At 38.4% G+C, this 19,879-nt stretch carries 20 protein-coding genes and 2 tRNA genes; 17 read left to right on the forward strand and 5 right to left on the reverse strand.

From position 1 onward, the window contains the following. Window positions 1-13: 13 nt before the first annotated feature. The 7 genes from KJS44_RS04725 (at window position 14) to KJS44_RS04755 (ending at window position 7,148) form a co-directional block, all read left to right on the forward strand. Entirely contained in the window at window positions 14-691 is a 678-nt protein-coding gene (locus KJS44_RS04725) for a potassium channel family protein (protein ID WP_008689238.1), read from the forward strand. Between the two features lie 185 nt (window positions 692-876). Next, window positions 877-1,194, forward strand: a complete 318-nt coding sequence (locus tag KJS44_RS04730) for a hypothetical protein (protein ID WP_008689236.1) — start codon at window positions 877-879, stop codon at window positions 1,192-1,194. Next, entirely contained in the window at window positions 1,166-1,846 is a 681-nt protein-coding gene (gene yunB / locus KJS44_RS04735; RefSeq protein ID WP_017144610.1) for a sporulation protein YunB, read from the forward strand. Before KJS44_RS04730 ends, yunB begins: the two co-directional genes overlap by 29 nt. 100 nt (window positions 1,847-1,946) lie before the next feature. After that, complete coding sequence (locus KJS44_RS04740) at window positions 1,947-3,410, forward strand: Na+/H+ antiporter NhaC family protein (RefSeq protein WP_008689232.1); 1,464 nt, start codon at window positions 1,947-1,949, stop codon at window positions 3,408-3,410. Next, window positions 3,407-4,582, forward strand: a complete 1,176-nt coding sequence (locus KJS44_RS04745) for an NAD(P)/FAD-dependent oxidoreductase (RefSeq protein WP_008689230.1) — start codon at window positions 3,407-3,409, stop codon at window positions 4,580-4,582. Before KJS44_RS04740 ends, KJS44_RS04745 begins: the two co-directional genes overlap by 4 nt. A 69-nt stretch (window positions 4,583-4,651) precedes the next feature. Further along, window positions 4,652-6,463 carry an aryl-sulfate sulfotransferase gene (locus KJS44_RS04750; RefSeq protein WP_213540217.1) on the forward strand — a complete coding sequence of 604 codons (1,812 nt, stop codon included), beginning with the start codon at window positions 4,652-4,654 and terminating at the stop codon, window positions 6,461-6,463. A gap of 28 nt (window positions 6,464-6,491) precedes the next feature. Then, complete coding sequence (locus KJS44_RS04755; RefSeq protein ID WP_008689226.1) at window positions 6,492-7,148, forward strand: Crp/Fnr family transcriptional regulator; 657 nt, start codon at window positions 6,492-6,494, stop codon at window positions 7,146-7,148. Window positions 7,149-7,373: 225 nt separating this feature from the next. On the opposite strand, the gene KJS44_RS04760 is transcribed toward KJS44_RS04755, so the two are convergent. Together KJS44_RS04760 and KJS44_RS04765 are read right to left on the reverse strand one after the other, a co-directional pair. Beyond that, a complete protein-coding gene (locus tag KJS44_RS04760; RefSeq protein ID WP_008689225.1) occupies window positions 7,374-9,746 on the reverse strand; it encodes a ribonucleoside triphosphate reductase in 2,373 nt (790 codons plus the stop codon). Between the two features lie 17 nt (window positions 9,747-9,763). Then, window positions 9,764-10,903 carry an anaerobic ribonucleoside-triphosphate reductase activating protein gene (locus tag KJS44_RS04765; protein ID WP_008689224.1) on the reverse strand — a complete coding sequence of 380 codons (1,140 nt, stop codon included), beginning with the start codon at window positions 10,901-10,903 and terminating at the stop codon, window positions 9,764-9,766. 235 nt (window positions 10,904-11,138) lie between these two features. Between KJS44_RS04765 and KJS44_RS04770 the strand changes: the two genes are divergently transcribed. The 4 genes from KJS44_RS04770 to KJS44_RS04785 all read left to right on the forward strand — a co-directional run bounded on the left by KJS44_RS04770 (window position 11,139) and on the right by KJS44_RS04785 (window position 13,585). Continuing rightward, window positions 11,139-12,215: a metallophosphoesterase gene (locus KJS44_RS04770; RefSeq protein ID WP_008689222.1), complete on the forward strand. Its 1,077-nt coding sequence runs from the start codon at window positions 11,139-11,141 to the stop codon at window positions 12,213-12,215. A gap of 107 nt (window positions 12,216-12,322) precedes the next feature. Then, entirely contained in the window at window positions 12,323-12,784 is a 462-nt protein-coding gene (locus KJS44_RS04775; RefSeq protein ID WP_008689221.1) for a helix-turn-helix transcriptional regulator, read from the forward strand. Beyond that, window positions 12,781-13,104 carry a hypothetical protein gene (locus tag KJS44_RS04780; protein WP_008689218.1) on the forward strand — a complete coding sequence of 108 codons (324 nt, stop codon included), beginning with the start codon at window positions 12,781-12,783 and terminating at the stop codon, window positions 13,102-13,104. Before KJS44_RS04775 ends, KJS44_RS04780 begins: the two co-directional genes overlap by 4 nt. Before the next feature lie 58 nt (window positions 13,105-13,162). Then, window positions 13,163-13,585, forward strand: a complete 423-nt coding sequence (locus KJS44_RS04785) for a GNAT family N-acetyltransferase (RefSeq protein ID WP_008689217.1) — start codon at window positions 13,163-13,165, stop codon at window positions 13,583-13,585. Window positions 13,586-13,717: 132 nt separating this feature from the next. Here the strand turns inward: KJS44_RS04785 and KJS44_RS04790 are convergent. The 3 genes from KJS44_RS04790 to KJS44_RS04800 all read right to left on the reverse strand — a co-directional run bounded on the left by KJS44_RS04790 (window position 13,718) and on the right by KJS44_RS04800 (window position 14,718). After that, window positions 13,718-13,805, reverse strand: a tRNA-Leu gene (locus tag KJS44_RS04790). A gap of 6 nt (window positions 13,806-13,811) precedes the next feature. Further along, a tRNA-Cys gene (locus tag KJS44_RS04795) sits at window positions 13,812-13,885 on the reverse strand. 245 nt (window positions 13,886-14,130) lie between these two features. Then, a complete protein-coding gene (locus tag KJS44_RS04800) occupies window positions 14,131-14,718 on the reverse strand; it encodes a hypothetical protein (RefSeq protein ID WP_008689215.1) in 588 nt (195 codons plus the stop codon). A 290-nt stretch (window positions 14,719-15,008) separates the two neighbouring features. On the opposite strand from KJS44_RS04800, the gene KJS44_RS04805 reads away from it, so the two are divergent. Genes KJS44_RS04805 through KJS44_RS04830 form a run of 6 tightly spaced genes read left to right on the forward strand, consistent with a single transcriptional unit; the run spans window position 15,009 to window position 19,871 of the window. Beyond that, on the forward strand, window positions 15,009-15,986 hold the full coding sequence (locus KJS44_RS04805) for an extracellular solute-binding protein (protein WP_008689213.1): 978 nt from the start codon (window positions 15,009-15,011) through the stop codon (window positions 15,984-15,986). Beyond that, window positions 15,974-16,759, forward strand: a complete 786-nt coding sequence (locus KJS44_RS04810) for an ABC transporter ATP-binding protein (RefSeq protein WP_008689211.1) — start codon at window positions 15,974-15,976, stop codon at window positions 16,757-16,759. Before KJS44_RS04805 ends, KJS44_RS04810 begins: the two co-directional genes overlap by 13 nt. Next, window positions 16,749-18,329, forward strand: coding sequence for an ABC transporter permease subunit (locus KJS44_RS04815; RefSeq protein ID WP_017144611.1), 1,581 nt, complete (start codon window positions 16,749-16,751; stop codon window positions 18,327-18,329). The genes KJS44_RS04810 and KJS44_RS04815 overlap by 11 nt, the downstream gene beginning before the upstream one ends. Before the next feature lie 56 nt (window positions 18,330-18,385). Beyond that, window positions 18,386-19,294, forward strand: coding sequence for a sugar phosphate nucleotidyltransferase (locus KJS44_RS04820; RefSeq protein ID WP_008689208.1), 909 nt, complete (start codon window positions 18,386-18,388; stop codon window positions 19,292-19,294). A gap of 39 nt (window positions 19,295-19,333) precedes the next feature. Further along, window positions 19,334-19,621, forward strand: coding sequence for a DUF1905 domain-containing protein (locus KJS44_RS04825; protein WP_008689207.1), 288 nt, complete (start codon window positions 19,334-19,336; stop codon window positions 19,619-19,621). Between the two features lie 43 nt (window positions 19,622-19,664). Beyond that, a complete protein-coding gene (locus tag KJS44_RS04830; protein ID WP_008689206.1) occupies window positions 19,665-19,871 on the forward strand; it encodes a heavy-metal-associated domain-containing protein in 207 nt (68 codons plus the stop codon). The last annotated feature ends 8 nt before the right edge of the window (window positions 19,872-19,879 follow it).

The following is a 19,879-nucleotide window of genomic DNA, read 5'->3' on the forward strand; positions in this document are numbered from 1 at the left end:
GGAGAAAAAAACTATGAAAAAATATACAGACAGACAATATGCCGTTTTAGGACTTGGTATTTTCGGCTCAACCGTTGCCAAAACATTAAGTCGTTATAATTGCGATGTTATCGCAGTAGACAGCGATATTAAATGTGTGAATCGTATGGCCGATATTGTCACACAGGCCATGCAGTGTGATATCACAGATATCGATCAGCTGCGAGCTGCCGGTATTCAGGATTGTGATGTGGCAATTGTCAGTATGGGGAATCATTTGGAAGAAAGTGTTATGGGAATCATCAATCTAAAAGAATTAGGTATTCCTTATATTGTTGCCAAGGCGAAAAATAAACGTTATATGCAAATATTTCTTGAATTGGGAGCTAATAAAGTGGTCCGTCCGGAAAAAGAAATGGGCGAACAGGTTGCGAAAAGTGTCTTAGGAAAAAATATCATTGATATTGTTGATTTAGACAGTGAATATAGTATTGTGGAAATACCGACACCGAAACAATGGGTAGGAAAATCATTGATTGAATTAGATCTGCGTCGTAAGTATGGTATTAACGTCGTAGGAATACGTGGCTATTTAGAAGAACATTTGAATGTATGTCCGGATGCCGAGTATCGCATAGAAGCACAGGATCATTTGGTTGTGATTTCTGATTGCAATACGTTAGATCGTTTTGATTTCTTAGATGAATTATAAAGTTTTATCAAGAACGTTATGGAAACCTAACATCGTCTCATGTGACGGTGTTTTTTTATATCCTTTTTCGCAATTAAAAAAGGCCTGATCAAAATACGATTGTCCTCGTGTTACTTGTTTACCTTTATCTCACTGACAAGATTTATTTGTTTTTTCATATACTATACAACAGGAGGAATGCGTATATGGTTGAAGTCAAAAGTATTACGGTAGGACAGTATCATTTCGCAGGTATTTATATCAATCTGCCTCAATATCCGATTCATTTTATCATTTCTACACATACGATCTTAGCACAGGATAATTTCTCCATGGACTATTTTGAACGTTTAAATCGTCCGGTAGCCGTACTTTTATGTCGCTATACCTTTGGCTTTGCCGGCATTTTAGATAGTGAGATTATGTCCATGAATCACATAGCGAAGGAAAAAGGCGTTACCATCGGCATGAAAGCGAAAGATGCGGTGATTCTTTGTGAAGAAGGTAAGGATCAAACGATATAAAAAAGGGAAACTTTTACTTCTTTTTATCGTTCTTCTATTGATCATTTTTCAAATGATAACAGCTTTTCACCATACCTTTGAACCTCAGCTACAGGCGATTGCCAAGCAGCATACCGGTTTTGCTATCAATAATATCGTGAAAGAGGTATTAAGTGATATGGAATATAAAAGTGAAGATCTATTGCGCGTGGAACGTAATAGCGCAAATCAGATTACAAGTGTAGAGTATGATTCGGCAAAACTAAATGCGCTATTGTACTCCGCTTTAAATACAATTGATGAATCATTATTGGCAGCGCAGGATGGAAAAAAAGACCCGACAACGAAAGAGGTCTTTTATGAAGATGGAATCTTATATGAAGTACCGATCGGTTATTTTACGAAAACTTATTTGTTTTATGATAAAGGACCGAAGGTTAAGATACGTATGAAGATGCTCAACGATGTCACCGGAGAAATCAAAACAGAGGCAAAGCCTTATGGTATCAATAATACGATGATTAAGATTTCTCTTGTCATTCATGTGGATGCGCAAGTCATCACGTTTTTAAGTGTGAGTGAATATAAGACGAAAATGGAACTTCCCATCGTCATTCAAGTGGTAAATGGAGACATACCGGAAATTACACCGTATGCGCTTACAAATAATTGATATTTTATTCACAAAATGTAAAAAAGTGTTGGATATCCAACATGTTTTATAAAAATAAGAGTGTTATCATAGAACTGGTTAAAAGAGAGCTGGTGCGATTATGAATGCCGAACAGACAAAATCCCTAACCTTCTACGGTCGTCAAGAATTTGCGATGATTCCTATTCTCCTTTATGTGATTTTAGGAGGAGCTATCATGATAGGATTTCAGTATTATTCTATGAAAGTGCTGATCTTTGCGGCCATCGTTTCCATCTTTATTGGTTATTTGTTTTGCCGTAAGAAAAAGGAATATTGGAATGCCATCGTACGAGGATTAGCACAGTATGGAAATGCTCGGCTCATTCTGATTTTTATGGTTATTGGTATCTTTTCTAAGGTGCTAGTGACAGGAGGCATCGGCGGTGGTTTTATCTGGGCCAGTTTGCATTTAGATTTGCATGGTGGTGCCTTTGTGGTCTTTTGTTTCCTTGGCTGCAGCATTATTTCAATGGGCGCAGGTGCACCGATTGCGGCGTTATTAGCGGTAGTACCGATCTTTTATCCAGCCGGTATTATGCTAGGGGCTCATCCTGCTGTTCTATTGGGGGCAATGATGAGTGGCATCTTCTTTGGCGATGCTTTATCCCCAAGTTCGCAGGTCATCCATACGACCATTGCTTCGCAACACGATGCCCATACCCAAAAGAGTGCGGATTTAATCGAAACGATGAAAGAACGTTTGCCTTATATCCTTTTCGCCGGTATTGTTTCCATGATTCTCTTTTATTTCTTAGGCAGTGATACAAGTGCGGTAGAGCATGTAGCAGAATTAAGCAAGCTTTCTAATCATTCAGGCTTATGGATGCTGCTGCCCATCGTTGTCTTATTGCTAATTTGTTTTAAGACAAGTGATTTATTCATGGGAGTGAGTGGCGGTATCCTTACCGGTATCGTCATTGGTTTAGCAACCGGCATTTTTCAAATGTCGGATATCTTCTTCATTGATACGACGACCCAACAGCTGCATGGGGTATTCTTCGATGGTATTACCAACGTAACGGATATCATCCTATCTACCATTTTGCTATATGGTTTGATTCAGATAGCAGTTGAAGGCGGCATGATGCAGAAATGTTGTGACTTTTTGCTAAGTCGTAAGATGATTCAAAAGCCGGCAGGAGCAGAAGGCATTATCGCAATCGGTGTAGGTGTGGTAAATGTCTTACTGGCAGGCTGCGTCTTACCTTCAATCATCATGTTTAAAGATGTGGCAGATACGGTCGGTCAAAAGGCCGAGATTCCTGCCAGTCGAAGAAGCATACTCTTAACTGCGATGGCAACCAATGTGACTGCCATTGTCCCAATCAATTCCGCCTTTGTCATGGGTGCCGTAACGGTCGTTGCGGAAATGACAGCGAAAAATCCAATGCTGCCGAATGTTACACCATGGCAAATCTTTATATCGTCATATTACTGTTTGTTGTTAACACTTGTCTGTATCGCCTGGGTCGTACTTGGTCTGGGCAGACATAGAGAAAAAGTGAAACATAGCTTGCATATGCAAAGGAGTGGTGAAAGATGAGTGAAATGTATGATGTTGTCATTATCGGTGGCGGCCCTGCCGGATTAGCAGCTGCTATCTATGCAGGCCGCGCACAGCGCAAGACATTGCTGATTGAAAAAGGCAGCTATGGTGGAAGAATCAATGACACCAGAGAGATTCGTAACTATCCGGGCACAATTTCTGATAGTGGTGCCGGATTGATGGAAAAATTCAAGGAACATGCACGCAGCTATGCAACAAATGAATTCAAACGTACAACGGTTACCGGCGTTGAAAAAGCAGCGGATGGAAGCTTTGTGATCCATACCAAACGTCGTGGAGATTTCTTAGCACAGTGCGTGTTATTAGATACCGGCACAAAACCAAGAATCTTAGGTATTCCCGGTGAAGTTGAATTTGCCGGACATGGTGTTGCCTATTGTGCAACCTGTGATGCAGAATTCTTTAAAGGCAAAGAAATTTATGTGTTGGGTGCCGGAGATCAGGCAATTGAAGAAGCCGATTATCTGACAAACTTTGCAAGTAAAGTTACCATTATCGTCTTACATGAAGAAGGACATCTTGATTGTAATGAAGTCGCAGCAGAAATCGCCTTCCATAATCCAAAGATTCACTTCGTTTGGAATTCTACCTTACAAGAAATTAAGGGGAAAGAGGAAGTAGAAAGTTTAGTCATCAAGAATGTTGTCACCAATGAAAGTAAGGAAGTAAAAGCCGATGGTATTTTCTTCTTTGTCGGTATGGTACCGCAAACGGAATTTGTAAAGGACTTGGTTGCCTGTGATAAGAAAGGGTATATCAAGGTAAATGAAAAGAAAGAAACCAATGTACCTGGTATTTATGCAATTGGGGATTGTACCCAAACTTTCTTACGACAGGTTGTAACTTCGGCCGCCGATGGTGCGATTGCGGCAACGGCCAGTGAGCGCTATGTGAAAGAAAAGAAACAGATTGATGCAATCCTAACACCAGACAGTGGTAAAGTAGCCTTTCTGTTCTACAATCCATATGATAGTGCTCAAATTGATGTTCTTACGAAGATGGAAGAAAAGCTTGGTGAAACTTATCATGTCATACGTCAGGATATCACACGCCAAAGCTTATTGTATGAACGCTTGCAAATGCACAATGTACCAGCAGCCGCTTATTATGAAAACGGCCAAGTAGAACGCATCGAAGAATCTTTATAAAGAAAATAGAAAAATGGCTCATACAGCGAAGAATGCTGATGAATAAAAGAAAGAATGGAGGAATGAGTTATGGGACAGCCAAGTGTTTTCCCTCATGGAGTTACTGTTTATGATCCAAAAAAATGTTGGAGTGGGTATACGATCGTACCGTTGATCAATGATGGTGTCTTGTTGTTTGATATGAATGGAAATGAAATCCGTCGTTGGAATATGCATGCCATGCCACCAAAATTATTACCAGGAGGTTATGTGATTGGCCTTTCCGGTTACCGTCATCCAGACTATGGTATGCAGGATGGTGTTAACCTGATTGAGATTGATTATGATGGAAATATCGTATGGGAATTTGATAAATTTGAAGAAATCAATGACCCGGGCAGAGATCATCGCTGGATGGCACGTCAACATCACGATTATCAAAGAGAAGGAAATCCTGTCGGCTATTATGTGCCAGGCATGGATGCCAAACCATTAGAAGGGAATACACTGATTCTCGTACATCAAACAGTGCATAATCCTAAAATCTCAGATAAAAAGCTATTGGATGACTGTATGATCGAAGTCGATTGGGAAGGTAATATCTTATGGAAATGGTCAATTACCGATCACTTTGATGAATTAGGCTTTGATGAAGCAGCCTTAAATATCCTTTCCAGAGATCCGAATATGCGTTCATCTGATGGCGGTGTCGGTGATTATTTGCATGTGAATTGCATGAGTTATCTTGGACCTAATAAATGGTACGATCAAGGAGATCAGCGCTTTAAACCAAACAATATCATCTTTGATTGCCGTGAAGCTAACATTTTAGCAATCTTAGATAAGGAAAGTGGTAAGATTGTTTGGCGCATCGGTCCTGATTTCAACGCAACACCGGAATTGAAAAAATTAGGTTGGATTATTGGACAACATCACTTCCACATGATTCCCAAAGGACTTCCTGGTGAAGGCAACTTGTTAGTATTTGACAATGGTGGTTGGGGCGGCTATGGCGTTCCTAATCCAGGCTCTAAAAACGGAACGAAAAATGCGCTGCGCGATTATAGCCGTGTATTAGAATTCAATCCAATCACATTGGAAGTTGTTTGGAAATTGACACCAAAAGAACTCGGTCATGCCATTCCTACCGATGCTAGTAAATTTTACAGTCCTTATGTATCCAGTGCCCAGCGTTTGCCAAATGGAAATACCCTAGTGACAGAAGGCAGCGATGGTCGTATAATAGAAGTAACGGCAGAGCATGAGATTGTTTGGGAATGGATTTCACCATATTATACACATAATGAAACCGGACCAAAGAATAATATGATCTATCGTGCATATCGTTATCCATATAGCTATGTACCACAAGAACCGACACCACAGGAAGTTGTGATTCCTAAAATTGATAATATTACCTATCGTGTACCAAATGCCGGTGTCTTTGGTGCTAAGAAGATTATTGATGTAGAGGGAACTTTACCTTATTATCAGGATGTAGCTCTTTGTGTTGCGACCGATGATGAAGAAGACATGAGCAAGCGTGAAAAAGTATTTAGCGTAGATACGGATTTATTTGAACCGGTAAACAGCTTTGCGGATTGGAATGAAAAAGTATTAAAGATAAATGATAAACCAGTGCTTGTCTTGTTTGGTGCTGAACGTTGTGTTCATTGTAAAGCGTTACATCCGGTATTAGAGGAAGCTTTGCAGGATGAATTTAACAGTAGTTTCCATATCCGCTATGTCAATGTGGATGAAAATAAGGACATTGTGGATGCATGTCATGTACAGGGTATTCCTGTTGTGGCAATCTATCGTCATGGAAAAGAAGTACAACGCTTTAATGGAGAACGGGATTACGATGATGTCTGTGATTTCTTAGATCAGGCATTTGCATAAAACTACATGAGGCAGGAGGTAGACTTCCTTGGAAAACCGTATATCGCAACAGACACCTTTCGCATATCGCTGTTTACATCATCCCGTATATGGGAAGGCCTTTCGTTATCAGTGTTATAAAACAGCAGAAATCATTCATCCAACAGGAACACCGATTGAAGAATTTGGGATTGTGGTGGATGGTATCTTAAAGGCAAATCTGTATACCGTAAATGGCTGTGAATTGTGTAGTGCTTACTTTGAAGATTGTGATGTGTTTCCCGAATTTCTCTACTTCACTGGTAAAAAAGTATATACGTATACATTGGCAGCGGTTAAGAAAACAGAAGTTGCATGGATAGCGACTTCTGTTTTTGAGCGTATGTTACAGGATGATTCCGAAATGATGTATTCCTTTATGCTCTATATCTCAAAACGTGGATTAAAGAATCAGATGTTGCTAAATTGCTTGAATTATCAGACAATTCAAGAGCGTGTCGCGTATTGGCTGATTGGCATGAATAATCTTTCGCAAAATGAACACATTCCTTTGCCAAAGTCACAAACGATGTGGGCAAATACCTTGCGCGTTTCACGTTCTTCTCTGAACCAAGAAATCAAGCGTATGGAAGCTTTAGGATATTTTCGCATTGATGGACATAATCTGGTGTTATTAAATCAAAAAGCATTGGAAGATTTACTATAGCCATAAGAGGATATGCATGTAGGATAAACGATAATGAAAAAGCATAAAAAGAAACGATTGGTTCTTTTTATATGGTAAAGATGTTTTCCTATTATGAAATGTTTATGTGTAAAGGGATGGTATTGAAAAAGAAGATTACTAGCTATTGTTCAATTATACAATAGTTGCAACCTTCTTTTTTCTTTTTATTTATGATGAGCAAAGCTCTTTACAAGGATAGTGTTTTTATTTTTGAGCATCGATAAACTTACGGATATTGCTGGCATTGGCATATGCCTGATAGTCCTGCTCATCGGCAACAATCAAGGTTGGAGCTAACATGACCTTATATTGTTTTGTCAGCTTCTGATTCTCTTCAGCATCAATTTTTTCATAAGGAATGCCTGCTTGCTCTAACCATGTGGTAGCAATCTTGCAATTTGGACATGTCTTTGTGGTAAAGAGCATGACTTTTTTAGATTGTACCTCTGGTTTTTTCACTTCCTCATCTTTGTGAGGGGCGAACACATCTCTTCCTTTTAAGACGCTGTGGCCGATATCATATTCCTTACGTTCTTTATATTCCTGGGATTTACCTTCATTCCAGTTCTGGATTGGTCGATAGTACCCTGTGATACGGCTCCATACTTCGGTCTTAGCACCACAGTGAGGGCAAGTGTATTGTTCACCGGTGATGTAGCCATGGTTTGGACAGATGGAATACGTAGGGGATAAAGTATAATATGGCAGTTTGTAGTTTGCGGCAATGGTGCGTACCAAAGATGCAGCTGCTTTCCAATCTGGAAGTTTCTCGCCTAAGAAGGCATGAAATACTGTTCCTGATGTATATAATGTTTGCAATTCATCCTGTACATCCAAAGCATCAAAGATATCTTCCGTAAAGCCTACCGGCAAGTGTGAACTATTGGTATAGTAAGGGCTATTGCCTTCTTCTGTTGCGGTAATGATATCTGGATAATGTGCTTTATCATGTTTTGCAAGACGATAGGTCGTTGATTCAGCAGGTGTTGCTTCCAAGTTGTATAGATCACCATATTCTTCCTGATAGATCACCAGACGTTCACGCATATGATTTAAAACTTCTTTTGCGAATTCCTGTGTTTCTTTATGGGTCAGATCTTTTCGCAGCCAGTTGGCATTTAAGCCGACCTCATTCATACCAATCAAACCAATGGTTGAGAAATGGTTCTCAAAAGTGCCTAAATAACGTTTTGTATAAGGATACAGACCTTCATCTAATAATTTGGTTATAACCGTACGTTTTGTTTTCAAAGAACGTGCGCTGATATCCATTAAATGATCTAAGCGATTATAGAATTCTTCTTTGTTCTTAGCTAAATAGGCGATTCTAGGTAGGTTGATCGTTACAACACCAACAGAACCTGTGCTCTCTCCACTACCGAAGAATCCACCAGATTTTCTTCGTAATTCACGCAGATCCAGACGCAGACGGCAGCACATGCTACGTACATCGCTTGGTTCCATATCACTATTTACATAATTAGAGAAATAAGGAGTACCATACTTCGCTGTCATTTCAAATAATAAACGATTGTTTTCGGTATCTGACCAATCAAAATCAGAGGTGATAGAATAGGTTGGGATTGGATACTGGAAACCACGTCCGTTTGCATCACCTTCCAGCATGACTTCAATAAAGGCTTTATTGATCATGTCCATCTCTTTTTTACAATCCTTATATTTAAAGTCTACCTCTTTGCCGCCTATGATACAGTTCATTTCAGCCAGATCATTTGGAACGGTCCAGTCTAAGGTGACATTAGAGAAAGGTGCCTGTGTGCCCCAACGGCTAGGGGTATTAACACCATAAATGAAGGATTCCACACACTTCTTTACCTGATCATAATCAAGGTTATCAACTTTTACAAATGGCGCTAAATACGTATCAAAGGAAGAAAAGGCTTGTGCACCTGCCCATTCATTTTGCATGATGCCTAAAAAGTTTACCATCTGGTTACAAAGCGTTGCTAAATGAGAAGCCGGTTTTGAGGTAATCTTGCCAACCACACCGCCAAGACCTTCCTGAATCAATTGTTTTAATGACCAACCGGCACAATAACCGGTTAACATGCTTAAATCATGGATGTGCAGATCACCATTCTTGTGAGCATTAGCAATTTCATCATCGTAGATTTCAGAAAGCCAATAGTTAGCAGTAATGGCACCACTGTTATTTAAGATCAAACCGCCTACGGAATAGGTGACCGTCGAATTTTCTTTAACACGCCAATCGGTTGCTTTTACATAGCTGTCAACTAAGTCTTTATAATCTAAGATCGTCGAACGCATATTACGGATCTTTTCACGCTGTTTACGATACAGGATATAAGATTTTGCGACATCGGCATAATCTGCCTGAATCAATACATCCTCTACACTGTCCTGAATGTCTTCGACATGAATGCGTTCCTCTTTGATTTTTGGCTCAAAATCACTGGTGACGCGCAATGCCAACATATCAATAACACTTGGATGATATTGGCGCTGGACAGATTCAAATGCCTGGGTGATGGCTATGGTAATCTTGGCGATATCGAAATCGGTAACCTTTCCATCTCTTTTAATTACTTTGTACATAATTTTCTTCCTTTCCTTTACAAGCCTCTAAGCTGTGTATTTGCAATATATGGAATAACAGCTTCTTGTAACTGTTTCATGGTTTGGGCATCGTAAGCGTGTAGCCCTTTTTGAATTACTCGTTCACTATCGACGAAGCCTTGCAGATAATACGCTCTGGCATCCTTGAGCCATTTTCCGATTTCCTGCACATCGGCTAAGGTATGAAGCTCTTTTACAATTGTTGTCCGAAATTCATAAGGAATGTGATCTTCCATTAAATATGCGGCACTTTCTATGATCGGTGTCACATCAAAATTGTGAATGCCGGTTGTTTCAGGATAACGCTTTAGACAATTTTTAATGTCCATTGCGACATAGTCAATCAGTTTTTTCTCGACGAGTTCTTTTAAACGCTTTGGATAACTGCCGTTTGTATCTAGCTTTATTTGGTAACCTAATTCTTTGATGGTTCTTAAAAAAGATTCTAAGGTATCATTTAATAAAGGCTCACCACCGGTAATACAGACACCCTCTAAGACACTGCGGCGCTTTTTTAAAAAAGCGATAATATCTTTGGTAGGTATTTGCGAGGTATTCTCATTCAAGAAGACCAAATCGGCATTTTGACAAAACGGGCAGCGCATATTACAGCCACCGGTGAAAATCGTGCTTGCCATCTTCTGCGGATAATCCAACAGAGTCAATTTCTGCAAGCCAAAGAGCTTAATTTCTTTTTCATCTTCCATGGCATCATACTGCTTAGCTTTTTCAGTTAAAGCATCTAGCAAAGCTTCTGTATTCGCGCATTCGCTCGCACTCATGTCGCGAGTCAAGCGTTCCCACCATTCTCGTCGAATGAGATAAATCTTTGAAATGATGTCTTTTGTACGATCGGTTGTATAGAGCAAGCGCACTCTTTTATCTGTCGTACTGGCACAAGATCGAACATAGCCGGCATCCTCTAATTTACCAATACTTTTGGTAATGGTACCTTTATCAAAACATCCTCTCACTGCCAGTTCCTGCATGCTGATTCCTTCATTTTCATAAATCAGAATCAGAAAAGGAAGCTGTCCGGCATTGATATCATAATCACTTAACTGTTTATCATAATATTTTTGCCCACAACGATAAAGAATGGAAATATTCATTAATAAATAATTGTTGCTTTCCATGTCATCACTCCAAATGGTTGACTATTCAACTATTTGTATGATAACACAGCTTTTTTGTAACTTCAACCGTTTGGACCATGTAAATTATGAAAGTGTAGTAAACGTTTTCATTTGTAATACTATTATCGTTGGTTGTCTAATGTTATAATGATACACACTGTTTTTGTGTGTAAACCTGTGCTTTCTATCAGAATGTGCTATGATAATAGACAAAAGACGAAAGAAGGATAAAATCATGATGGGTGTGTTTTTAGCTGGGATGGGATTGTTGGTGTGCCTTGTGAGTTATCTGCAATTGCGATGGATACATCAACAAATACAAGGCTTTTTTTATCGGTGCCTGCAAGTGTTGTTAGTGAGTGGTGATGGTATTTTATTTTATCGCTTCAGCAATCAATTTTATCGTTTGCAGCAAGAATCTTTACGTGCATGGATCCTACTTATATCAACAATTGTGCTGGTATGGTTCATACTATTTGCCCTCATGCAGGGGATTGCCTTTTTGTTAGAAAAAAGAAGGGCTTATAAGTTATCTTTGCGATATATTCTAGGAGGATGTATTCTTTTTACTGCATTGTTTGTGTATATCGGTTATCGGCAGGCAGCACCGCTTGTCTTGCGTAGCTATAGTGTAACTGCGAAAATGAACATAGTGAAAGATCTGCAGTTTTATTTACTTAGTGATTTGCATTTAGGAAGTGGAGTGGACAAGCAACGTATGGATCAAATGTTTGCGATGTTAGAAAAGCAGCCAATGGATGCTTTGTTAGTGGCAGGAGATCTCTTTGACGAAGCAACGCCAATTACTGACTTACAGTATTTTTGTATGAAATGTCGTAATGCTTCCTTTCATGATAAAATTTATTATAGTCCCGGCAATCATGAATTGCTGAGTAAGAATCGTAAAGCATATGAAACCCTCTTGAAACAAAGTGGCATTCATATCCTGAAAGATGAAACAGCCTTCGTAGATCATCGGTTTTATGTGATTGGACGCAAGGACAAAAAGGAAAGACGTATGGAGCTTGCCACCTTTATAAAATCCTGTCAAGCAGACAAGCCAATTATCGTTATCGATCATCGACCATGCTTTGATGATGTCCATGCGATAGATTTACAAGTCAGCGGGCATACGCATCAGGGACAGATCTTTCCTAATACTCTCTTTACAAAGTTGGCATATCCTTATGATTATGGAACTTATCAAAAGCCATATCCGATGATTGTCAGCAGCGGAGCAGGTACTTGGGGCTTGCCAATACGTATAGGAACAACCTCTGAAATTGTTAAAATAACGCTTAAGGGGCAGTAGCTTAGGCAATGTTATTGAAATTTGCCCAAATGCCAAAGATTTTTGCTAGTGTTTTTTTAGCACAATCGCTATAATAGAACCACACAAAACGTAGAAAGGGGTATTCGATGTTAAAAGATAAGTTAATTGCATTGCGTAAAAAAAGTGGTTATAGTCAGCAAGAGCTAGCCGATTTGCTTTCTTTAACAAGACAAACCATATCGAACTGGGAAAATGGGCAAAGTGCACCGACTTTTGATAAAGCTATCGAATTAGCGGCTATCTATCATATTTCTTTAGACGATCTTGCGGATAACCAATTAGAGATACTAGCTCAAGAAAAAACAAAGAAGGATTTGCATGTGTTACAGGCTTTACAGGGAAAGACGGTTATTTTAGATTGTGAGGATTTTGATTACATGCTGAATTCCTATAACGAGAAAGCAAAGGTGCTGGAGGTTACGAAGGAATGGATACGAGTGGCTTATACAAGAGGAAAAAGCAATACTTTTTTCAAAAAAGAAACATTGATAAAACTTATTGATACAAGGGCTATCCATGGCTTTATGATCGTGGAGGAAGCAGCATGACAATATTTTTATTGCTAATCATCCTTGTGTTATTGTGCTATCTTATGAAAACAGTGACACATGGGGAAAAGGAAAAACAGACTGTAAAAGATCAACCATCATTAAATTATCAAGCCATATTGCCGCAATATCTTAAGAAGAATTGCTCGATCATCTTAAAAAAACCACTGGCATCACTAGATGCGATGTATAGCATTGAAGGTGTTTTATGTGATTTAGATGATGAATGGTTGTTAATAGAAACCATGACAAAACGAAAAACAATCGTGCGCATGCTGCGTATTGATACTATACAAAGTATCAAAGAAATCATAGATTAAACAAGAGTTGCACATAAAAAACAAGCGATGGCATGCCTATCTTACAGGAGGAAGTAGTATGATAAGAAAAATGGAAGCTATGGACCATGACGTTGTTATGGATATTTGGCTACATGGCAATCTAACAGCGCATTCCTTTCTATCACCTACCTATTGGAAAAAACAGTATGCGATGGTTTCTCAAGCCATACAAGAAGCAGAGGTATATGTATATGAGGAGAATGGTGCTGTTGTAGGGTTTGCCGGATTACAGGATACGTATGTTGCGGGTATCTTTGTAAATGAAGCAATGCAAAATAGGGGCATTGGAAAGAAGTTAATGGATGAATTAAAAAAACACAAAACAATTTTACAATTGCATGTATATGAAAAGAATGAAAAAGCATTGCGTTTTTATCAAAGGGAACACTTTGCTATTTTAGCAAAAGAAAACGATGCAGAAACGAATGCTCAGGTATATCACTTGATGTGGAAAGCATAAAAAAACCATGCAAGCATATGAAAAATGATGTTTGTCTGCATGGTATAGGAAGCATAAAGCAAACGACTTTATGCTTTTTTTTGAAATGGTAAAACATAAAAAAAGCCTTTTTGCAAAGGCTAGTTCGTATGTTGGTGGGGAAGGCGGGACTTGAACCCGCACGGGATTAACTCCCAACGGATTTTAAGTCCGTTGCGTCTGCCTATTTCGCCACTACCCCAAGTAATGGAGGTTCCGATCGGACTTGAACCGATGATCACAGAGTTGCAGTCTATTGCCTTACCACTTGGCTACGGAACCTTATATTTATTTTTGATTGCCCCACATCATCGGTGCTATAACATTATATAATAAAATACAAAAAATGCAAGCAGAAATTTAAAAAAAATTTAATTTTTTTCATGAGAAAATAAATAGATGTGCAAAAATAAATCCATAGCTCCTTTTATGATGGAGGAGTTATGGATGTTAGCAAGAACTAGTAGAGAAAGGCAACTTCCGTTTTTACCCAATCTTACTTTACCATCTGTATGTGAAAGATAAACTTATGAAAATTGATTATCTAATGGATAGCAGACGGTAGGATCAATATACAGATAATTTACATAATGATAGCGTATTTTTGGATGACCATCGTGAAATATCTTATAGAATGCATAATAATCACTGATATTCAAATCATCCTCTAGATAATCAGACGCATGAAAAATCATCGAGAGTTTTAATTGTTTGACTACCTTTGCGAAATAAGCGGTCATATGTTTTACATCAGAAAAGGTTTGTTCATTATAAGCGACTCCCATATCTTTTTGAATAGTATCCATATGTAAATACACGGTATTGGTGATGGAAAGCTCAAAGAATTGTTGAATCACTTCACGTATGCGATTGATCTCTTCTTGCTTATCGTATTGATTTAATGGCCGCAACTGTTGGGGGTTTTGCGAAAGCGGTAAGGTCAAAGATGTTGGAATAAGGTACATATCCATAGAATCATCTTCCTGCATACTGGCTACCATGATATAAGGAAGATGCTTTCCGGTGATGAGGATGTTCTGCGTATCTTTTGCGTGTACAGGTGTTAAGATAAATAAAAATAACACCATGAGAAAGACTGTATAAATTTTTTTCATAGGATTACCCTCCTTCTAAGGTTAGTATGTATGCTACGATGGTCTTCATGCAAAAGTAGATAAGGGATTTTTCTTATCACGAATCTCAATCTGAAGGCATTCGCTATGAGCTTGCTATTGCAACAATTGTTCTCTAGGAAGATCAAAAAAGCGTTTTCATTATTATGGATTGTTCAATTTATGTAAAATCATTGGAAGTAATATGAAGTAAAATTAAGAATTAAAAGGTTGATTTGTTCATTTTGTATGCTAAAATGAATATAACTTGAACAAAGGGAGGATGTGGAAAGATGAGGAAGGCAATCGTGGCATTGTTTTTAATAACGGCAATTCTGTTGCTGAGCATTCGTCAGGAAAGAGAAACCATCATTATTTATTCTTCCATGGAACAATTTCGTGGGGAAGAATTGCAAAAACAATTGAATGAACAATTTCCTGATCTGCATGCCATGGTGATGTATGTGCCAACCGCCAAAGCCGCAGCAAAAATCTATGTGGAAAAGGATCAAAGTGATGCCGATATCATCGTAGGATTGGAATCCAGCTATATGGAAAAAATCAAAGAGGAATTAGCGGATATCAAAGGTTATAGCAAATTATCTTATCTGCGTGAATTACAACCGGATAAATTTGATAATCGCTATGTAATCTGGGAACGTCAGGCAGGGGCTTTCATTATCAATACCGAAGTTTTAAAAAAACACCATCTTCCTATTCCGACAACATATGAACAGCTGTTAGATCGCAAATATTATAATCTTATCGCCATGCCCGATCCGAAATCCAGTGGTACCGGCTATTTCTTTTATAAGAATTTGGTGAATACCATGGGAGAAGCGAATGCCTTAGCATATATTGATAAACTGGAATATAATGTGAAGCAATTTAGTGAAAGTGGCAGTGGACCTATTAAATTATTAATACAGGGCGAAATTGGAATCGGTTTAGGGCTGACTTTTCAAGCAGTAAATCAGATCAATGAAGGTTCACCATTTCAAATTGTCTATCCGAAAGAAGGTTCTCCATATTCATTGACTGGCACTGGCATGATGAAACATAGCAGCAATGATGCCGATGTACAACGTGTATTTGATTTTATCATAAATGATTTTCTATTATATGATAAGGAACATTTCTCACCGGAGCAGATCTTGCAGCATCAAAAAAATACAATACCCAATTATCCGAAACATATTCCTTATGCGGATATGACGGGAATCGAAGATATACATGAAAAAGAAAGGTTGTTAGAAGTATGGAAGTACTAAAGGATGCAAAACTCATCGTTAAAGATCTATATAAAAACTTTGACGGAAAGGATATTTTAAAACATATCTCCTTTGCTGTAAAAGAAGGAGAATTCTTAAGTGTATTAGGACCAAGTGGCTGTGGAAAGACAACCTTATTGCGTATTCTGATTGGTTTGGAGAAACAAGATGATGGTGAAATCTTATTAGACGCTCAAGATATTTCACATTTAAAGCCAAGTGAACGTGGAATGGGCATCATTTTTCAAAACTATGCGTTATTCCCGAATATGAGTGTCTTGGAAAATGTGGAATATGCCTTAAAACTGCGTGCTGATTTGAAGCAAAACAGTCGTAAGATTGCTCTGTCCACCTTAGAGGCAATCGGTATGCTGGATCAGATTGATAAACGTCCTTCCCAATTATCCGGTGGGCAGCAACAGCGTGTAGCGATTGCCAGAACGCTTGCCTTAAATCCTAAGATTATATTATTGGATGAGCCTATCAGCGCATTGGATGTCAGCATGCGCGAGGTCATGAAAAAGGAATTAAAGGATATTCAGAAAAAATTTAACTCGACAATGATCTTTATTACCCATGAACAGGAAGAGGCCTTTTATTTATCCGATCGCATCATGGTCATGAGTGAAGGCAATATTGAACAAATCGATACACCGAGAAATATTTATGAACATCCGGCAAATGATTATATCAAAGATTTTGTCATTGCTCATTTAGATAGTAAGTTAGCATCGTTGTGTGTGTGCACAGGGAAGAATGTTTATGAAAAATAGAGGCTTTCGCGCAGGTAAGCTGTTGGTGCTCATCTTCTTATGTTTTTCTGTATTACTGCCTCTTTTCACTTTGTTTTTTCATATTGATGGAGAAGATATCAGTAAGGTCATCCACAGCCCGCAATTCGCGCCGATGTTGATAAATTCTTTGATAACGACGACACTGGCTACGATCTTTTCTGTTTCACTAGCCTTTGCTTTGGCCTGGTTCATGAATCGTACCAATCTTCGGTATCGTTCCATATTTACCGTTTTATTTACGTTACCGATGCTCATACCTTCCATCTCTCATGGCATGGGCTTGGTGTTATTATTTGGCGATAACGGACTCATTAGTAATCTTTTGCATATGAAGTTTTATTTATATGGATATAATGGCATTATCTTAGGTTCTATTTTATACTCCTTTCCTGTTGCTTTCCTCATGCTGTGTGATACCTTTCAATATGAGGATTATACGACCTATGAGGCGGCAACTGTTTTAGGACTAAGTAAGAAACAACAGTTTCTTACAATTACTTTGCCCAATGTGAAAGGCCCTTTGATCAGTGTGATTTTTTCTGTTTTTACCATGATCTTTACCGATTATGGAGTACCGCTGGTTGTTGGTGGGAAATCCATGACATTGCCGGTTTATATGTATCGAGAAGTAATCGGCTTGCTTGATTTTTCAAAAGGGGCCATCATTGGGATATTGCTGTTAATACCGGCCTTTATCGCCTTTATCATTGATTTTAAAAATGATAATAAAGGAAATAGTTCTACGGTTACAAGAAACTATGTCATAACACCTAATCGCAAACGTGATCGCATTGCCTATATTATCTGCATTGCCACGGTGGTGTTTATCTCTTTGCCGATTATCACCTTCGCCATTTTATCCTTTGTCAAACAATATCCTACCGATATGAGTTTTTCCTTGGATAATGTAGTACAGGCTTTTGATCTGGGAGTTCGCATGTATCTTAAAAATGCGTTAGCAATTGCCTTATTGACCAGTATCCTTGGTGTGTGCTTAACCTATTTTACGGCATTTATTACCGCCCGCAGCCATCATAGCTTTTCCAATATGGCGCTGCATCTGATTTCCATGATATCACTGGCCATTCCCGGTGTGGTTTTAGGTTTGAGCTATGTGCTGTTTTATAAAGGAAGCCTACTTTATGGAGGACTTTCCATTCTGGTACTCGTCAATATTACGCATTTTTTCGCCAATCCATACTTGCTTGCTTATAATTCCTTACAGCAGTTTCACAGCAATTTGGAAGATATCTCAGCAACGATGGGGATTTCTAAACTGCGAATGTTAAAAGATGTATATATTCCATGTACGCAAGCAACCATCATTGAAATGTTTTCTTATATCTTTGTGAATTGTATGGTTACCATATCGGCGGTGTCTTTTTTGGCAAATTTCCGTAATATGCCATTATCTTTGCTGATTCCACAATTTGATTCACAATCACTCATTGAAGCAACGGCTTTTATCTCTATTGTGATCTTAAGCGTGAATTTGGTAATGAAGCTGATTATTTATTTACTAAAGCGTTCCTTACAAAAAGAAAAGTAGTTTGCAAGAACAAAGGGAAATGCTATAATACGATTACATAAAGGAGAAACGGAATTATGACGCTAACATTAAATCAATTTGAATTACTTGTCTACATAGAACGTCATCAAAACACAAAGATCACACAGCGAGCATTGGCAAAACAGTTGGATGTATCACTGGGTGTTGTTAATAAAACACTGGCAGAGCTATTGGAAAGTGAAATGCTGCGCAGTATTCGCAATTCAGTGTATGATGTGACATTAAAAGGCTATGAAACCTTAGAACCTTACCGGGTGAAAAAAGCTATCTTCTTAGCTGCCGGCTTTGGCTCTCGTATGGTGCCTATCACTTTAAATACACCAAAACCATTAGTACTTGTTCATGGGAAACGCATCATTGAAACCTTATTGGATGCGGTCGTCGCAGCCGGTATTGAGGATATCACAATCGTACGAGGTTATTTAGGTGAGCAGTTTGATGTCTTGCTGCATAAATATCCGAAAATTAAATTTATTGAAAATCCATTGTATAATGAGACCAATAATATCTCCAGTGCGTATCTGATCAAGGATATGATGGAAGGTGCATATGTGTTGGAAAGTGATTTGCTATTATACAATCCGGAAATTATTCGCAAATATGAATATGCGACCAATTACTGTGGGATTAAAGTAGATGTTACCGATGATTGGTGTTTTCATACGAAAAAAGGATATATAACCAAATTGGGTGTCGGGGGAAAAGATTGTCATCAGATGGTCGGTATTTCTTATTGGAATAAGGAAGATGGCAAAACGATGGCTGAGGATATTGATACCGTATTTAGAATGCCGGGAGGTAAAGAAAAATATTGGGATGAGGTGGCTTTAGCGGAATGTCTGCATCATCATAAGGTTATGGTAAAACCGGTTCATCAGGAAGATATTGTGGAAATAGATACATTTAAAGAATTGAAACAAATTGATCCAATCTATAATGTATAGTAAAGTTTTTATGTGGCATATTGTTACTAGGTGAAACATATGAAGGAAAAAATCTATGAATTTGATGCCATTATCAAAAAAGTGGAAGATATAGATGGAGCGTATGTCGAGATTCCCTTTGATGTGAAAAAAGAATTCGGCAAAGGACGTGTGTATGTTCATGCATGGTTTGATGATGTACCTTATGATGGCAGTTTAGTTAAGATGAAGACTCCTTGCCATATTTTAGGGATACGCAAGGATATTCGTGCAATAATCAACAAACAGCCTTCAGATTCTGTGCATGTGAAATTGCAAGAGCGTGATCCTAAGGCAAAAAAACAGTAAATGATAAGAACTTGTGCTACACTATAGATGAGGAGTGATAATGATGAAAACAATAACAATAACGATTGAAGGCATGATGTGCCAACATTGTGAAACACGTGTTCAAAATGCTGTTATGGCACTAGACGGAGTGACTAGCTGTGAAGCAAGCGCAAAGAACAATCAGGCAGTCATTACCTTTGATGAAACGAAGGTTAAAGAAGAAAATATTAAAGAAACCATTGAAGAAGTTGGCTATGAAGTAAAATAGGTGCGTGA

Source organism: Longicatena caecimuris (assembly GCF_018406465.1).
GTDB lineage: Bacteria > Bacillota_I > Bacilli_A > Erysipelotrichales > Erysipelotrichaceae > Longicatena > Longicatena caecimuris.

What these genes read in the sequence shown, in the direction of transcription:
- KJS44_RS04725 (WP_008689238.1), top strand. Translation starts at nt 14, where the DNA reads ATGAAAAAATATACAGACAGACAATATGCCGTTTTAGGACTTGGTATT.
- KJS44_RS04730 (WP_008689236.1), top strand. Translation starts at nt 877, where the DNA reads ATGGTTGAAGTCAAAAGTATTACGGTAGGACAGTATCATTTCGCAGGT.
- KJS44_RS04740 (WP_008689232.1), top strand. Translation starts at nt 1,947, where the DNA reads ATGAATGCCGAACAGACAAAATCCCTAACCTTCTACGGTCGTCAAGAA.
- KJS44_RS04745 (WP_008689230.1), top strand. Translation starts at nt 3,407, where the DNA reads ATGAGTGAAATGTATGATGTTGTCATTATCGGTGGCGGCCCTGCCGGA.
- KJS44_RS04750 (WP_213540217.1), top strand. Translation starts at nt 4,652, where the DNA reads ATGGGACAGCCAAGTGTTTTCCCTCATGGAGTTACTGTTTATGATCCA.
- KJS44_RS04760 (WP_008689225.1), bottom strand. Translation starts at nt 9,746, where the DNA reads ATGTACAAAGTAATTAAAAGAGATGGAAAGGTTACCGATTTCGATATC.
- KJS44_RS04765 (WP_008689224.1), bottom strand. Translation starts at nt 10,903, where the DNA reads ATGGAAAGCAACAATTATTTATTAATGAATATTTCCATTCTTTATCGT.
- KJS44_RS04770 (WP_008689222.1), top strand. Translation starts at nt 11,139, where the DNA reads ATGATGGGTGTGTTTTTAGCTGGGATGGGATTGTTGGTGTGCCTTGTG.
- KJS44_RS04775 (WP_008689221.1), top strand. Translation starts at nt 12,323, where the DNA reads ATGTTAAAAGATAAGTTAATTGCATTGCGTAAAAAAAGTGGTTATAGT.
- KJS44_RS04780 (WP_008689218.1), top strand. Translation starts at nt 12,781, where the DNA reads ATGACAATATTTTTATTGCTAATCATCCTTGTGTTATTGTGCTATCTT.
- KJS44_RS04785 (WP_008689217.1), top strand. Translation starts at nt 13,163, where the DNA reads ATGATAAGAAAAATGGAAGCTATGGACCATGACGTTGTTATGGATATT.
- KJS44_RS04800 (WP_008689215.1), bottom strand. Translation starts at nt 14,718, where the DNA reads ATGAAAAAAATTTATACAGTCTTTCTCATGGTGTTATTTTTATTTATC.
- KJS44_RS04805 (WP_008689213.1), top strand. Translation starts at nt 15,009, where the DNA reads ATGAGGAAGGCAATCGTGGCATTGTTTTTAATAACGGCAATTCTGTTG.
- KJS44_RS04810 (WP_008689211.1), top strand. Translation starts at nt 15,974, where the DNA reads ATGGAAGTACTAAAGGATGCAAAACTCATCGTTAAAGATCTATATAAA.
- KJS44_RS04815 (WP_017144611.1), top strand. Translation starts at nt 16,749, where the DNA reads ATGAAAAATAGAGGCTTTCGCGCAGGTAAGCTGTTGGTGCTCATCTTC.
- KJS44_RS04820 (WP_008689208.1), top strand. Translation starts at nt 18,386, where the DNA reads ATGACGCTAACATTAAATCAATTTGAATTACTTGTCTACATAGAACGT.
- KJS44_RS04825 (WP_008689207.1), top strand. Translation starts at nt 19,334, where the DNA reads ATGAAGGAAAAAATCTATGAATTTGATGCCATTATCAAAAAAGTGGAA.
- KJS44_RS04830 (WP_008689206.1), top strand. Translation starts at nt 19,665, where the DNA reads ATGAAAACAATAACAATAACGATTGAAGGCATGATGTGCCAACATTGT.